At 61.2% G+C, this 14236-nt stretch carries 9 protein-coding genes; all 9 read right to left on the bottom strand.

Annotated features, from left to right (window positions below):
- Positions 1-32: 32 nt before the first annotated feature.
- Positions 33-3629, bottom strand: coding sequence for a glycosyltransferase (locus LOY68_RS08240; protein WP_265044096.1), 3597 nt, complete (start codon positions 3627-3629; stop codon positions 33-35).
- A gap of 116 nt (positions 3630-3745) precedes the next feature.
- Entirely contained in the window at positions 3746-5323 is a 1578-nt protein-coding gene (locus tag LOY68_RS08235) for a flagellar hook-associated protein 3 (protein ID WP_163909047.1), read from the bottom strand.
- Between the two features lie 13 nt (positions 5324-5336).
- The gene (flgK, locus tag LOY68_RS08230; protein WP_265044094.1) at positions 5337-7379 is read right to left on the bottom strand and encodes a flagellar hook-associated protein FlgK; all 2043 of its coding nucleotides are present in this window, start codon (positions 7377-7379) and stop codon (positions 5337-5339) included.
- A gap of 23 nt (positions 7380-7402) precedes the next feature.
- On the bottom strand, positions 7403-8710 hold the full coding sequence (flgJ, locus tag LOY68_RS08225; RefSeq protein ID WP_265044092.1) for a flagellar assembly peptidoglycan hydrolase FlgJ: 1308 nt from the start codon (positions 8708-8710) through the stop codon (positions 7403-7405).
- An 11-nt stretch (positions 8711-8721) separates the two neighbouring features.
- Entirely contained in the window at positions 8722-9810 is a 1089-nt protein-coding gene (locus LOY68_RS08220) for a flagellar basal body P-ring protein FlgI (protein WP_265044090.1), read from the bottom strand.
- A gap of 27 nt (positions 9811-9837) precedes the next feature.
- Positions 9838-10533: a flagellar basal body L-ring protein FlgH gene (gene flgH / locus LOY68_RS08215; protein WP_163909043.1), complete on the bottom strand. Its 696-nt coding sequence runs from the start codon at positions 10531-10533 to the stop codon at positions 9838-9840.
- A gap of 51 nt (positions 10534-10584) precedes the next feature.
- Positions 10585-11370, bottom strand: a complete 786-nt coding sequence (flgG, locus tag LOY68_RS08210; protein ID WP_054049256.1) for a flagellar basal-body rod protein FlgG — start codon at positions 11368-11370, stop codon at positions 10585-10587.
- 46 nt (positions 11371-11416) lie between these two features.
- Positions 11417-12157, bottom strand: coding sequence for a flagellar basal body rod protein FlgF (locus LOY68_RS08205; protein WP_054615772.1), 741 nt, complete (start codon positions 12155-12157; stop codon positions 11417-11419).
- A 318-nt stretch (positions 12158-12475) separates the two neighbouring features.
- Positions 12476-14029 (bottom strand): sigma-54-dependent transcriptional regulator, encoded by a 1554-nt coding sequence (locus LOY68_RS08200; protein ID WP_265044088.1) that lies wholly within the window; start codon positions 14027-14029, stop codon positions 12476-12478.
- Positions 14030-14236: the final 207 nt, after the last annotated feature.

Raw genomic sequence — 14236 nt, 5'->3', positions numbered from 1 at the left:
GTCGCCTTCTTTTCGAGAGCCAGGTGAAACGGTCAGTCCGCCAACCAGCCATTTTCCCAGTAGCGCAGGTTGTCGCCGCGCAGCACGTAGTCGCGCAGCACCACTTCGCGCAATTGATCGCCCAAGCGGTAGCTCGCGTCCGGGTCCGCCAGGTGCATGCGGATGGCTTGCAGCCATTCATCGGTGCTGTTGGTCTTGATCCGGGTACACGGCAAATACCCGCGATAGGCCTCGGTGTCGGTGCAGATCACCGGGTAGCCGCAAGCCCCGTATTCCAGCAGGCGCAGGTTGCTCTTGCAGTCGTTGAAGATGTGGAACTCGAGCGGTGCCAACGCCAGGTCGAGGTTCAGGCTGGCGAGTTTGGCCGGGTAGACATCCAGCCCGATCACCCCGTGGAACTCGTGCATGTAGGGACGCAAATCATCCGGGCACATGCCGAAGAATACCCAGTCGACTTCATTCGCCAGTTCGCGGACCACATCGGCAATCACCGCCAGGTCACCGTGGTGACTGGTACCGCCGCCCCAGCCGACCCGAGGTTTTTTCGAGGTGCGGCGCTGGCTGCGCATGTCGTTCCACAGGTGCCTGGACAACATGTTCGGCACCACGCGAATGTCCTGGTGCATATCCGACAGCGCATTACCCAGCGCTTCGGTGGAGACCACTACACGGTCACACATGCCGATGGCACGCCGCACCAGGCGCTCCATCTCCTCCTTGTTCGGCATATTGCGGATATGCGCGTTGCGATGCGGAACGTTGATGACATAGTCATCCAGCTCGTAGATCCGCCGGGCATTGGAGTAGGTTTGCAGCGGTACGATTTCGTTGATCGTGCCTTCGGAATAGCGCCCCTGCAGGATGATCACGTCAGGTGTCTGGCGCTCGATTTCAATCATCGAGGGCATGTTGTAGTGAATGCGCCCCTCAGCCCGGCCCGCAGCTTCCAACTCGATCATCGGCTGCGTTACGCGATAATGGCCAATCGCGGAGGCATTGATCGGAACGGCGAGGATCTTCGGCAGCTGTGCTTTGGAGAACGGACTCCAACCGGTACGCAAACCTGGCTCAAGGCTGAAGCTCGACCCGCCCAGCCCCTGCAATGACAGGTTGATGTTGTAGGCCGGGTCACGGGCGATAATCGGCAGCCAGCGTTTGTAAAACACTTCCTGTTCCTGGCTGCGCAACGCCGGTTCGCCTTCCTGCGGCAGCACGACCGGGCGCGCACCCAGCGCCAACCGGGCATACGGCGTCCACACCACCAGATAACCGTCCTGGCCGATCCGCAAACACAGGTCGGCTTCATTGAGGGACTGGGCCAGGTGCGTTTCATCCAGGCCACCGACTGCGTCGAACACGGCCTTGCGCACCATCAGGCAATCACCGCCGACGGCACTCAGGTTGTGCGCGACCTGCAACCGGAACATGTAGCCTGCCGCTTGAAGGGACTCGCCGTAAAACGGCACGCCGGCCGGCCCTTGCAAACCGAGAATCAAACCCGCGTGCAGCACCCGCCCGTCCGGGTTGAACAGCTTGGCACCGACCACGCCGACTTCCGGACGCTGGGCGTGATTGAGCAGTTCATCCAGCCAGTCGCCCTGAGTGATCACCGTGTAAGGGTTGAGCATCAGGATGTAATCGCCGGCGGCCTGCTTCACCGCAAAGTTGCACACGGCCGCGGCATTGCCTTGCTGTGGGTACGCCAGCACGCGAATCCGCTCGCTGCCCAGCCCTGCCATGCCGGCCAGCCAGGCCCGCGCCTCGGCACTTTGGCTGCCATTATCGACCAACAGCAATTCGTAATCGGCGTAGGCGGTTTTCTCCAGCAGGCTTTCAACGCAACGCTGCAAAGCGACGGTCTGGTCCTTGCTGACGATGATGATCGACACCAGCGGCCGCGCCGTGTGCTGATAGTCGACACGGTTGATCAATTCGCCGCTGGCGCTGCGGTTCTCATAGTCCACGCCCAGGCGTTGCAAATGCGCGTCCAGCAACAACGGGCTGTTATCCACCACGTCAGCATGAGCCAGCCACTTGCCCAGATCGAACGTCGACTCCAGCAACACCTCGGCGATATGTCCGATCACCTGGGTGCCTTCATCCTCGACCATGCGCCAGAGCACATCGTGTGGCGCCAGTTCCCCGTGCACCGAGTCGAAACCGCCCAGGGCCAGGAAACGTTCGCGCTTGAATGCCAAGGCTCGCCCGACGTAAGGGTAGCTGCGCATCAGGTCGAGGTTGAAGTCGGGTTTGAAGGCCGGCTCGGCCGACTCCCCCTGACGCAAACTGCCTTCGTCGCTGTAAAGGCACGCCAGGGCCGGCGACAGGACAATCCGCTCCGCCATGGCCAACAAGGCCGGCGCTACCAGGCGATCACCGGCACGCAACAGGTAAAACCAGTCGGCACCTTGCAACTGCGGCAACAGTTCATTGACCTGCGCCAGCCAGTCCTCTTGCAATGGCAAACGGAAAACCCGTTCATCCAGCGCAGCGTCGGTGCACGACGCGGACAACACCAGTGTCAGCTCGGGCGCGTAATCCTGCGCGGCAAGCGACTGCAGGGTCAGGTCCAGGGCTGATCGGCTGCCGAGTTCATCGATGATGACCGGGACGATTTTCGGGGTGTGGGTCCAACCGGCGATGGTGTCAGGCAATAGCAACCGTTGACCGTCATTGAGAACACGGCACGCCAGCCACTGCGCGTAGAGTTCGGCAAAACTGTTGCTGGCGATGCCGACAAGCCATTCCTGGGCACTTTGTTTGGTGCCCAGGGTTCGGCTCAAAGGCAGTTCTTCCCAGACCCGGGGCGATTCTTCGGTCCGGGTCAGCGGCAGATAACGAACCCAACCCGGTGCCGGCGCAGACTCGCCACTGCGAGCCTTGAGCATCTGCAAAATCCATTCACGCTCAACCTCTACGGCGTCTTTCATCGCCTGCTGGGCGCTCAAGCGCTCCGGGTACAGGCGCTCGACACTGAGCACGTTGTTGGACATCACCAGATTACCGCGCCGCAACAGGCACACGTACAAGGCAAAATCCAGGGTCGCCACAAAGCAGTGGCCCGGCTGGGACAGCGCTGGCAACAACTCCAGCACGTCCGCCCGACGGAACAGTGCATTGCTGAAACCACCAAGGATGTTGACCGGGAAATTCTCGAAAATCGCCAGCAGGTCGTCACCCTTGAACAGGCCGCTCACCGGGGACAGCGACGTGTTCTCCAGCCGCGAAGGCAGCAGCATGTCATCGGCGTCCCAGAACAAACGCTGGGCCAGCACCAGGCTCACTTCATCACGCGTCATCAGCTCATGGGCCTGCTGCTCGATGCAGGCGGTGAACAGGTGATCGTCATCACACAGAAACTTGATGAACTCGCCCTGGGCCTCTTCCAGGCAAGCCTGCAAGTTGCCCACCATCCCGAGCGTGCGCGGATTGCGCACATAGCGCACGGCAACGCCGGATTGCCCGGAGATCGCGATGGCCGCCTCCTCGATCTCACTGCCACGACTGTCGTCGCACACAATGATCTCGAGATTGCCATAACCCTGAGTCACGGCACTGTGCAACGCACGACTGAAAAAGCGCGGATTGAAGGCAGGAATGACGAGGCTGACAAGCGGGAGTGAATTCACGGCGGACTCGCAGGCGGCGTGAGCTCGCCCAGTAAAGCGAGCCCTTTGAACCGCGGAAAAAGACAGTAGATATCAGAGGGGCAGCAGTGACCGGGCGCCTGAGCGCCCGGCCACCGTCAGATTTTGTTGAACAGGCCCAGCGACGTGATCTTGCTGAACGCCAGTTGCGCGGCTTGCAGCATGGTCTGTTGCAGGGTCAGGCGAGTCATCACTTCAGCAGGATCGGAGTCACGAATCGAGCCTTGGGTAGCGGTGTTCGCCAGGCTCAGGCTCTGGTTGGTCGTGGACTGATCGTCCAGCGACTGACCGCGCGCACCAATCGAAGTAACGGCCGAGCCCAACTGGTCGGTGGCGCTGTCCAGGTTGGCCAGGCCCGAGTCCATGGCTGCCTGGAATTGCTGCTTGGCCACGGTGTTGCCGTCGATTGGCGAGTTCAGTGCGGTGATCATCTTGCCCAGGGTATCGAGCACGTTCTGGGTCTGGTGATCATTGGCCTGCACGGCGAACTGATCGCCGGCGCCCGGTGTACCGCCGCCCAGCGTGAAGGTCACGCCTGCCGCGGTGGCCGTAGCCGGAGGACCCGCCACCACAGCACCCGACGATACCGGACGGCTGTCGGCCGTCACTGGCGCCGCGTACAAATCGAACGCGGTAGCGCTGGTGAACTTGAGGATCGCCCCGCCCGACGGGAACGCCGCGTTGTAGGCCGTCGGGTCGGTCACCGAAGAACCGGTGACGACCGCAGTGGACGCGTTGCCGGCGCTGCGCACGGCACCGATGGTGTCCGGGTTGGCCGTCAACTGGAAGGTATGACCGGCAATGACCGTGTCCGCCACATCACCCGACTTGAGGTTGATGTTCAGGTTCAGGTCGACACCACGGAAGTTGACCACCTGGTTGGCGCCGTTGCTGTTGCTGAACGCGCCGTTCTGGCTGGCCTCGGTCGTGACGTCGTTGCCCAGCCCGTCGGTGATCTTCAACTGGGTGCTGCTCAGGAAGGTGACCGTGTACGGCTGGCCGCTGGCGAACTTGGCGTCGTAGGTGGCGCTGTTGGTCACCTGGCCGTTGGACAAGACCACGCGACCGTCATCCACCGCCGGAGCGGTCATGGCCGCCTGAGTACGACTGGTGTTGATGGTCTGCTGGAACGCGTCCCAACCCGTGGTGTTGCTGGCCACGGTCAAGCCGTCGCCGATGCCCAGGTCGATGTGGGTCTGGTCACCGTTGTAGCTGTAGGTGCCGTCGGAATTCTGCGTGTACGGCGGGGTGTCGGTTTTCGAACCGGAGAACAGATAATTGCCGGAGGAATCCTTGGAGTTCATCAGGCCCAGCACTTGTTGCTGGATCTGGCCCAATTCTGCCGCAAAGGCCTTGCGGTCATCGTCGGTGGTAATGCCGTTGTTGGCGCTGAGGCCGATTTCCTTGGCGCGCTGCAAGGCAGTGCCGATGGAATCCAGCGTGGTCTCTTGCAGGCTCAGCGAACTCTTGGTCGAACTGATGTTGGCGTTGTACTGATCCAGCATCGCGCTCTGCTGACCCAGTTGCAGCAAACGACCGGCACCGATCGGATCGTCGGAAGCCGTGTTGACGCGAGTCAGGCTGCTGGCTTCGTTGCTGGTCGCGATCGCCTTGTTGAAGTTGCGCTGATAGTTGGCAGCGGTTGTCTCGTAATACTGGGCGGTGGAAATGCGCATGAATTACGACTCCTTAAAGGCTGTTGATCAGCGTGCTGAAAGTTTCCTGCGCAGCCTTGATGATCTGCGAAGAGGCGGTGTAGTACTGCTGGTATTTGACCAGGTTGCCGGTTTCTTCATCCAGGTCGACCCCGGACAGCGAATCACGGGCGCCCTTGGCCTGGGTCAGGATCGCCGTGGTGGCGGCACTGTCGGACTTGCCCTGTGCGGCCTTGCTGCCGACGTTGGTCACCAGCGTGTTGTAGGCGTCGGTCAGGCTGATGCCCTTGCTCGCCGAACCGGTGTCCACGGTCTGCTTGGTTTGCAGGCCGACCAAGGCCTGGGCGTTGCGGTTGTCCGAGGACGCCGCGCCGGTCAGCGACATGGAGAAGCTCTCGCCAGTGCCTGGCGAACCACCCACGGTGGTCTGCACAGTGAAAGTCTTCTGCACCGCCGGCGTACCGCCGTCGGTGATCGGATTGCCGCTGGCATCGACCATCGGTACTTTCAGGTTCAGGGTGTTGTCCTGGCCCGGAACGATGGTGCCGCTGCCTATTGAGGTGCCCTTGGCGTCGGTCATGGTGTAAGTCTGGCTGCCACCGCTTGGAGCACCGAAGGTGATCTTGACCGGCGTCGAATACTTGAGCGCGGTCTGCATGTCGGCCTGGTTCGCCGAGTTGTAGATATCGATGGTGCTGCTGAGCGCCGGCTGGGTGTAGGTACCGGTCGCCTTGGAGCTGGCCAAGCCGGTCAACGGAGCGGCCGCTGCGATTTTTTTCGGGTCGGTCAGGACGGTCTGGATGCTTGCTGCGGCGCCGCGAGTCGGGGTCACCTTGAAGCTGTCGCCAGCGCTCAGCGCACCGCCGTTCAGCGACAGGCTGAAACCGTCGATCACCGGTGGCGGCGTGGTCGTGGTGCTGAAGGTGCCCATGTCAGTGCCATCGGAACGCTTGACGCTGTAGTCCGTGGCGCTGGTGAAGGTCACCTGATAATCGCTGGTGGTCAGCTTGCCGGTGTCCTTGATAGTGACATCCAGGTTACCGGAACCTGCGCTGTTGCTCGCATTGCCGATGCTGCGCTGACTGATCAGCGCGGCGCTGTTGATGTTGTTGAAGATCGCCGCGCCGAACTCGCCGTTCTTGTCGATGCCTTGCGCTTGCTGACTGTTGATCTGGTCAGCCACGACCAGGGCCACACGCCCCAGCTCATTGAGCGACGGATCGAGCACTTCCTTACGGTAACTGAGCAGACCACCGATTTCGCCGCCGCTGACCACCGACGTGATGTCGATGGTGCTGGAGCCACGGTTCATCTGCAGCGCCATGCGCGACGGATCATCCTTGCTCGGTACGGTTTCCAGCGTGTTGGTGGTGTTGCCCATCACCAATGGCTGGCCGCTACCGACATAGATGTCGTAGCTGGTGCCGCGCTCGACGACTTGCGCACCGACCATCTCGGACAGTTGGCGCACGGCTTCGTTACGGGTGTCGAGCAGGTCGTTCGGCTGGCCGCCGCTGGTGGAGATTTCGCCGATCTTCTGGTTCAGGTTGGCAATCGAGGTCGCCAGTTTATTCACCTGGGCCGCCATGTCAGCCAGGCTGCCATTGATAGTGGTGTTCTGGTCATTCAACTGTTTGGCGATGCTGTTGAAGCGCGCGCTCAACGCCTGGGCACCGGTCAATACCGACTGGCGCGAGGTATCGTCAGTCGCCGAGGTCGAGACGCCCTGCATCGAAGTGAAGAATTTCTGCAACACGCCGGTCAGGCCGGTGTTGGTGTCGGACAGCGAGGCGTCGAGTGGCGTGGCCTGGTCCAGGTACGAGGCGGCTTCGCTGTTCAGCGAAGTGGCCGTGCGCAATTGCGAATCGAGGTAAGAGTTGTACACCCGGCGCACATCCGCCAGGGTCGTACCGGTGCCGATGAAGACGTTCCCGTACTGCTGCGAGGCCTTGGTGCCCTGCACGGTTTGCTGACGTGAATAACCGGCGGTGTCGACGTTGGCAATGTTGTTGCCTGTGACAGCCAGGGAGGATTGGCTAGCCGCCAGACCCGACATCCCGATATTGAGCAAACTCATGGTTCAGACCTTATGCCTTGTGCCTATAAAGGCGTGGTGGTAGCGCCCGCCGCAGCGTAGTTTTGGTAACTCGTCATCTGCTTGGCTATCTGCGAAATCTTGCTGGCGTAGTTCGGGTCGGTTGCATAACCGGCCTTTTGCAACTCACGCACAAACTGTTCTGGGTTATCGGCCGACTTCACGACATCTTGATAGCGATTATTGGATTGCAGCAACGTCACAAGGTCATGGAAGCTGTCCTTGTAAGAGGCATAGGAACGGAACTCGGCCGTCTCCTTGACCATCGCGCCATCCCTGAATTCGCTGGTGATCGCCCGCGCCGAATCGCCCTTCCAACTGCTGCCGGTCTTGATGCCGAACAGGTTGTGACTGCTGCTGCCATCCTGGGCGCGCATGACCGATTTGCCCCAACCGGTTTCGAGCGCGGCCTGGGCCACCAGGTAACGCGGATCGACGCCAATCCGGTCGGCAGCTTCCTTGGCCATCGGCAGCATGGTGTTGACGAATTCGTCGGAGGAACTGAACGCTTTCTTGGCCGGCGCGAGAGGAATCTGCGCCATCGCGCGGCCGTAAATCTGCATCTGCCCGCTCGACGCCGATGACGTTGGCGACGGCAGCCAGTCGCCGTTGTACAACGGACCGGCACCGGTTGCCGTAGCGGTGGCGCGCTCAGGCAACAGGTTTTTCAGGGAGGTGGCAGCGGTCGTGGTACTGGTCGCGGTGGACGGCACCAGACCGGCGAGCAAACGATCGGCCAGTTTCGGCGGCAAGGCCAAGCGCCGCTGGTTGAGCAGCGCCACGTCATTGCTGTGCGCAGCGGTCGCCGTCGGTGTCTTGACCCCACGCGAGGCCCACAACGGACGCTCGCCGTTAAGGCGCGACAACGGGCCGTTCGTGGCGACCGTACCGGCAGCTACAGGCGTCGTAACGGCTTCGACCTTGGCTTTCGCTGCTTCCTGCTTGGCTGCGGAATTCGCCGCCGCCTCACCCGGAGCCAGCGGTTTGTTCTTCGACATCTGACGCATCAACACGTCCGCCAGGCCAATACCGCCGCCTTCGCGAGACATGGACACAGCCATCTGCTGGTCGGACATTTCCTGATATTGCTTGGCAGCCGGCGTGTTGAGCGGATTGTCCTTGCCCAGTTCGTCGGTGGCCGAGCGCATGGACTTGAGCATTTCACCGAGGAACAGCGACTCGAATTCCTGCGCTACTTTGCGCATGTTCGCGTCGCTGTTCTTGTCGCCGATCTTGAGCTGGTTCAGACGATTGAGGTCGGAGTAAGAACCCGAGTCGCTGGTGCTGAGCGTGCCGCTCTTGCGCATGTCCATGGGTGCCTTCCTCAGATCACGATCAGGTCGGCTTGCAGCGCGCCGGCCTGTTTCAGTGCTTCAAGGATGGCCATCAAGTCACCTGGCGCCGCGCCGACCTGGTTCACCGCACGAACGATTTCGTCGAGGGTGGTGCCCGGACCGAACTTGAACATTGGCTTGGCTTCTTGCTGGGCGTTGACCCGCGAGCGCGGCACGACCGCCGTCTGCCCATTGGACAGAGGACCGGGCTGGCTGACGATCGGGTCTTCGGTGATGGTCACGGTCAAGCTGCCGTGGGTCACGGCGGCCGGGGACACTTTGACGTTCTGGCCGATCACGATGGTGCCGGTCCGCGAGTTGATGATGACTTTCGCCACCGCCTGACCCGGATCGACTTCAAGGTTTTCGAGGATCGACAGGTAGTCGACGCGCTGGCTCGGATCGAGTGGCGCGGTGACGCGGATCGAACCGCCGTCGATAGCCTGGGCAACACCAGGACCGAGCAGGTCGTTGATCTTGTCGACCACGCGCTTGGCGGTGGTGAAGTCGGAACGGTTGAGGTTCAGGGTCAGGCTGTTGCCCTGGTTGAAACCGCTCGGCACCGAACGCTCGACCGACGCACCGCCAGGGATACGACCGGCCGACGGAACGTTGACAGTGATCTTCGAACCGTCACGACCTTCAGCATCAAAACCGCCGACCACCAGGTTGCCCTGGGCGATGGCGTAGACGTTGCCGTCGATACCTTTGAGTGGCGTCAGCAGCAAGGTGCCGCCGCGCAGGCTCTTGGAGTTACCGATCGACGACACGGTGATATCGACCTGCTGACCCGGTTTGGCAAACGCCGGCAAATCAGCACTGATCGAGACTGCCGCGACGTTCTTCAACTGCACGTTGCCCGAACCCGCCGGCACCTTGATCCCGAACTGCGAGAGCATGTTGTTGAAGGTCTGCAGGGTGAACGGGGTCTGGGTCGTCTGGTCGCCGGTCCCGTTAAGCCCGACCACCAGGCCGTAACCGATCAATTGGTTGGTCCGCACGCCGGAAATGCTGGCGATGTCCTTCAACCGCTCGGCTTGAGCGGTGAAGGCTGCGGACATCAACAAGGCAGCGACCATGAGACTTCTGAAGTTCAACGTAGCCACCTAGAAAGGGAACAGCGGGCTAAGGAAGAAACGGTCGAACCAGCCTGGCTGACTCGCATCGGCAAACGCGCCGGTGCCCGAATAGGTGATACGTGCATCGGCGACACGGGTCGACGACACGGTGTTATCGGTGGCGATGTCATCGGCGCGCACCAGGCCGGCAATCCGCACCAGCTCATCGCCCGAGTTCAGGGTCATCCACTTCTCGCCGCGCACGGCAATGATGCCGTTGGGCAAGACGTCGGCGACGGTCACGGTGATCGAGCCGGTCAGGCTGTTGCTCTGGCCGGACTTGCTGGCGCCGTTGGTGGCACGGTCGCCGCTGTAGCCTGCGTCGAGACTCAGGCTGCCACTGCCGACTGGATCATTGGTACTCAGGCCGCCACCGAACAACGACGTCAGACCGATATTGGTCTTGCTGGTCTTGTCGATCTGCGAGTTGGCGCCTTTGCTGGCCTGGGTCCTTTCGTTCAGGGTGATGGTGATGATGTCACCGACCCGGAAAGCCTTGCGGTCGCTGTACAGGTTCTGTTCGAAACCGGCCTGGTAGATCGAGCCATTGTTGGCGGCAGCCGGCAACGGCGTGCGCGGCAACACCGGGGCGTAATACGGGTCATTGGGCTTGGGCGTCGGCGCGACGCAGCCCGCGAGTGCGACTACCCCACTCAGTGCCAGAACAGATACAAAGCGATTCATGACCCTACCTCACGGTGTTGCTGGCGACCGATGGCCGCCCCATAGACTTGATTACAGATTCTGCGTTACGAACGAGAGCATCTGGTCGGCGGTGGAGATCACCTTGGAGTTCATCTCGTAGGCGCGCTGAGTGGTGATCATGTTGACCATCTCTTCAACGGTGCTGACGTTGGAACCTTCCAGGGTGTTCTGCAGCGTGGTACCAAAACCGTTCAGGCCCGGGGTGCCGACTTGCGGCGCGCCACTGGCAGCGGTTTCCAGGAACAGGTTGTTACCCACGGCTTGCAGGCCGGCCGGGTTGATAAAGTCGGCGGTTTGCAAGTTGCCGATCACCTGAGAAGCCGGGTTGCCGGGAACGGTGATGGACACCGTGCCGTCAGTACCGACCGTGAAGGTCTGGGCGTTGTTCGGGATGACAATCGCTGGTTCCAGGGCGAAACCGCTGGCGTTCACGATCTGGCCATTGGAGTCGAGGTGGAAGGTGCCGTCACGGGTGTAGGACGTGGTGCCGTCCGGTTGCAGAATCTGGAAGAAACCGCGACCGTCGACCGCCAAATCCAGCGGCTGCTCGGTGGTTTGCAGGCTGCCGGCCGAGAAGTTTTTCTGGGTGCCGACGATGCGCACACCGGTACCCAATTGCAGACCGGACGGCAGTTCGCTGTCCTGGGTCGACTGGGCGCCAGGCTGGCGTTTGATCTGGTACAGCAAGTCCTGGAACTCGGCGCGATCACGTTTGAAACCCGTGGTCGATACGTTCGCCAGGTTGTTGGAAATGGTGGTCAGGTTAGTGTCCTGGGCGGACAGACCTGTTTTGGCAACCCATAGAGCCGGAAGCATTTCGATTCTCCTCGTGCGCCTGTTTTACGGCGCGACGTTCTGGTAATTAGCTGATCTGCAAGACCCGAGCCATGGCCTGGTCATCGTCTTTGGCGGTGTTCATCATTTTGATGTGCAGCTCGAACTGCTTCGACAAGGCCAGCACCGAGGTCATTTCTTCCACGGCGTTGACGTTGCTCGACTCCAGGAACCCGGACACCAGCTTGACGCCTGCATCGGCTTGCGCCGGCTTGCCGTCCTTGGTGTGGATCGAACCATCCAGGCCTTTGGTCATGTTCTTCAGGTCTGGGTTGACCAGTTTGATGCGGTCGATTTCGGCCATCACGCGCGGGCCTTCACCCATCGAACGAATGCTGATGGTGCCGTCTTCGCCCACTTCGATTTTCTGCTCGGGCGGCACGGCAATCGGCCCGCCATTGCCCATCACCGGCATACCGTTGCCGGCACGCAGAACGCCGAGGGCGTCAATGTTCAGGCTGCCAGTGCGCACGTAGCTTTCGCTGCCATCGGGGCTCTGCACCGCGATCCAGCCGTTGCCGGTCACGGCCACGTCGAGGTCACGACCAGTCTCCACCATCGAACCTGGCGAGAAGTCAGTGGCCGGACGTTCACTCATGGCAAAGGCACGCGCCGGAAAGCTGTCACCAAACACCGGCATCGAACGGGCCTGTTCCAGGTCCTTTTGAAAACCGTTGGTGGAGATGTTCGCCAGGTTGTTCGCGTGAGCCTTCTGCGCCAGTGCATTCTGGCTGGCGCCGGTCATTGCCACATAAAGGTACTTATCCACACTCAATCCTCTGCATGCCGGACGTTTGCCGCCCACTGCTGTACTGATGAGCCTTAAGCAATTTGCAGACCAACTTTTTTCTGACGGCCCGGGGCCCGGCAAACAAAGGACTTGAGGGGTTTGGAGGGGATGAGGGGATTGTGTCGAAGTCGAAAAACCGGCGGTGTTATGCCGTTTGGTGGCAAGGCTCAGCCTTTGCGGCGAACACAAAACAATGTGGGAGCGAGCCTGCTCGCGAAGGGGCCAGCACATTCAGCATCAATGTTGACTGGAATACCGCATTCGCGAGCAGGCTCGCTCCCACAAGAGATCGGCGTTTTACTCTTTGCCGACTTCGTACTCGCGCAACTTATTGGCAATGGTCGTATGCGAAACCCCCAACCGCTTGCCCAACTGCCGACTGCTCGGGTGCTCTGAATACAACCGCTCCAGCACCGCTTTCTCGAAGCGCCCGACAATCGCATCCAGCCCGCCTTCCAGCGAGAAATCGCCAAGCGGCTGACGCACGCCGTAGTCCGGCAAGCGAATGTGCTCGGCCTTGACGGTCCCGCCCTCGCACAACGAAACCGCCTGGAACAACACGTTTTCCAACTGCCGGACATTGCCCGGCCAGTGGTAATGACTGAGCCGCTCCATGGCCGCCGGCGCCAGTTTCGGCAGCGGGCAACCGATCTGCCGACTGGCCTGGTCGAGGAAGTGCTCTACCAGAGGCGTCAAACCGTCGAGGCATTCGCGCAGCGGCGGGATGTGCAACGACAGCACGTTCAAGCGGTGATACAAATCCTGCCGAAATTCGCCGCGTGCGCACAACTCAGACAAGTCCACCTGCGTCGCGCAGATCACCCGCACGTCCAGGTAAACCTCTTCATCACTGCCTACACGACGGAAGCAACCGTCCTGCAAGAAGCGCAGCAATTTCACCTGCAAGCGCGGGCTCATTTCCCCGACGCCATCGAGAAACAGCGTACCGCCGGCCGTCAACTCCAGCAGCCCGAGCTTGCCTTCGGCCCGCGCCCCTTCAAAAGCGCCGGGGCCGTAGCCGAACAACTCGGTCTCGGCCATGGACTCCGGCAGACCGGCGCAGTTAAGCGCCATCAACGGTGACTGACCGCGCGGACTCGCCAGGTGACAGGCCCGCGCCAGCAGTTCTTTGCCGGTGCCGGTTTCGCCTTCTATCAATAGCGGCGCATCCAGCGGCGCCATGCGCCGGGCCTCGCGCACCACCGCTGCCATGACTTTCGAACTCTGGAAGATGCTGTCGAAACCGCGCAGTTCTTGTTTGCGCACGTTGTAGATTCGCTCGCCGACCCGATCCGCCCGGTGCAACGTCAACACCGCGCCGGCCATGGCCTCGCTGTCGTCGTGTTCCGATTGCAGCGGGGCGATGTCGGCGAGGAACACGTCACCCTTGACCTTCACCCGCAGCCCGTTGATCCGCGACTTGTTGGCGCGCACCAGTTCCGGTAAATCGAAATCCTCGGCGTAACGGGACAAGGGAATCCCCGGCACCTCGTCCACCCGCACCCCGAGCAACTGCGCCGCCGCACGGTTGGCCGCGACGATCGAGCCGCCCATATCGATCGATAACACCGGGAACTCCAGTGCGCCGAGCAGCGCATTGAGCTCCATGTGCCGACGCTCGCTGGGCATCAGCCCTACACGCTTGACGCCGAATACCCCGCCAATCGCCTCGAATTTCGGACGCAACGCCTGGAACTGGATGTTGATCAGGTTCGGGCAGTGCAGGTAGATCGCGTTGCCATGCTCACCGCCGACCTCGCCGCGCGCGACGTTGATCCCGTATTCCACCAACAGGTTGAGGATGTCGCGCAGGATGCCGATGCGGTTTTGGCAGTGGACTTTGATACGCATATAAAAGGCCTGAAAAAGCGATGAGTGAATTGGATGCCAAACACATAACCCTGTGGGAGCGGGCTTGCTCGCGAAGGCGTCGGCACATCCAACATCAATGTGTCAGACAGACCGCTTTCGCGAGCAAGCCCGCTCCCACAAGGGGATTGCGGTGTCCTCGGGGGAATTTTTCTGCGAGGACACTCAGATAGTCGTCAAGATTATGTG

Origin of the sequence: Pseudomonas sp. B21-053 (assembly GCF_026016365.1) — a bacterium.
Lineage (GTDB): Bacteria > Pseudomonadota > Gammaproteobacteria > Pseudomonadales > Pseudomonadaceae > Aquipseudomonas > Aquipseudomonas nunensis.
This window is presented reverse-complemented; position numbering and strand designations above follow the sequence as displayed.

Bases quoted from the DNA above. Each gene is read 5' to 3' on its own strand.
- flgJ (WP_265044092.1), bottom strand. From the start codon at position 8,710: ATGGACATGCGCAAGAGCGGCACGCTCAGCACCAGCGACTCGGGTTCT.
- flgH (WP_163909043.1), bottom strand. From the start codon at position 10,533: ATGAATCGCTTTGTATCTGTTCTGGCACTGAGTGGGGTAGTCGCACTC.
- LOY68_RS08220 (WP_265044090.1), bottom strand. From the start codon at position 9,810: ATGGTCGCTGCCTTGTTGATGTCCGCAGCCTTCACCGCTCAAGCCGAG.
- LOY68_RS08200 (WP_265044088.1), bottom strand. From the start codon at position 14,029: ATGCGTATCAAAGTCCACTGCCAAAACCGCATCGGCATCCTGCGCGAC.
- flgK (WP_265044094.1), bottom strand. From the start codon at position 7,379: ATGAGTTTGCTCAATATCGGGATGTCGGGTCTGGCGGCTAGCCAATCC.
- LOY68_RS08235 (WP_163909047.1), bottom strand. From the start codon at position 5,323: ATGCGCATTTCCACCGCCCAGTATTACGAGACAACCGCTGCCAACTAT.
- flgG (WP_054049256.1), bottom strand. From the start codon at position 11,370: ATGCTTCCGGCTCTATGGGTTGCCAAAACAGGTCTGTCCGCCCAGGAC.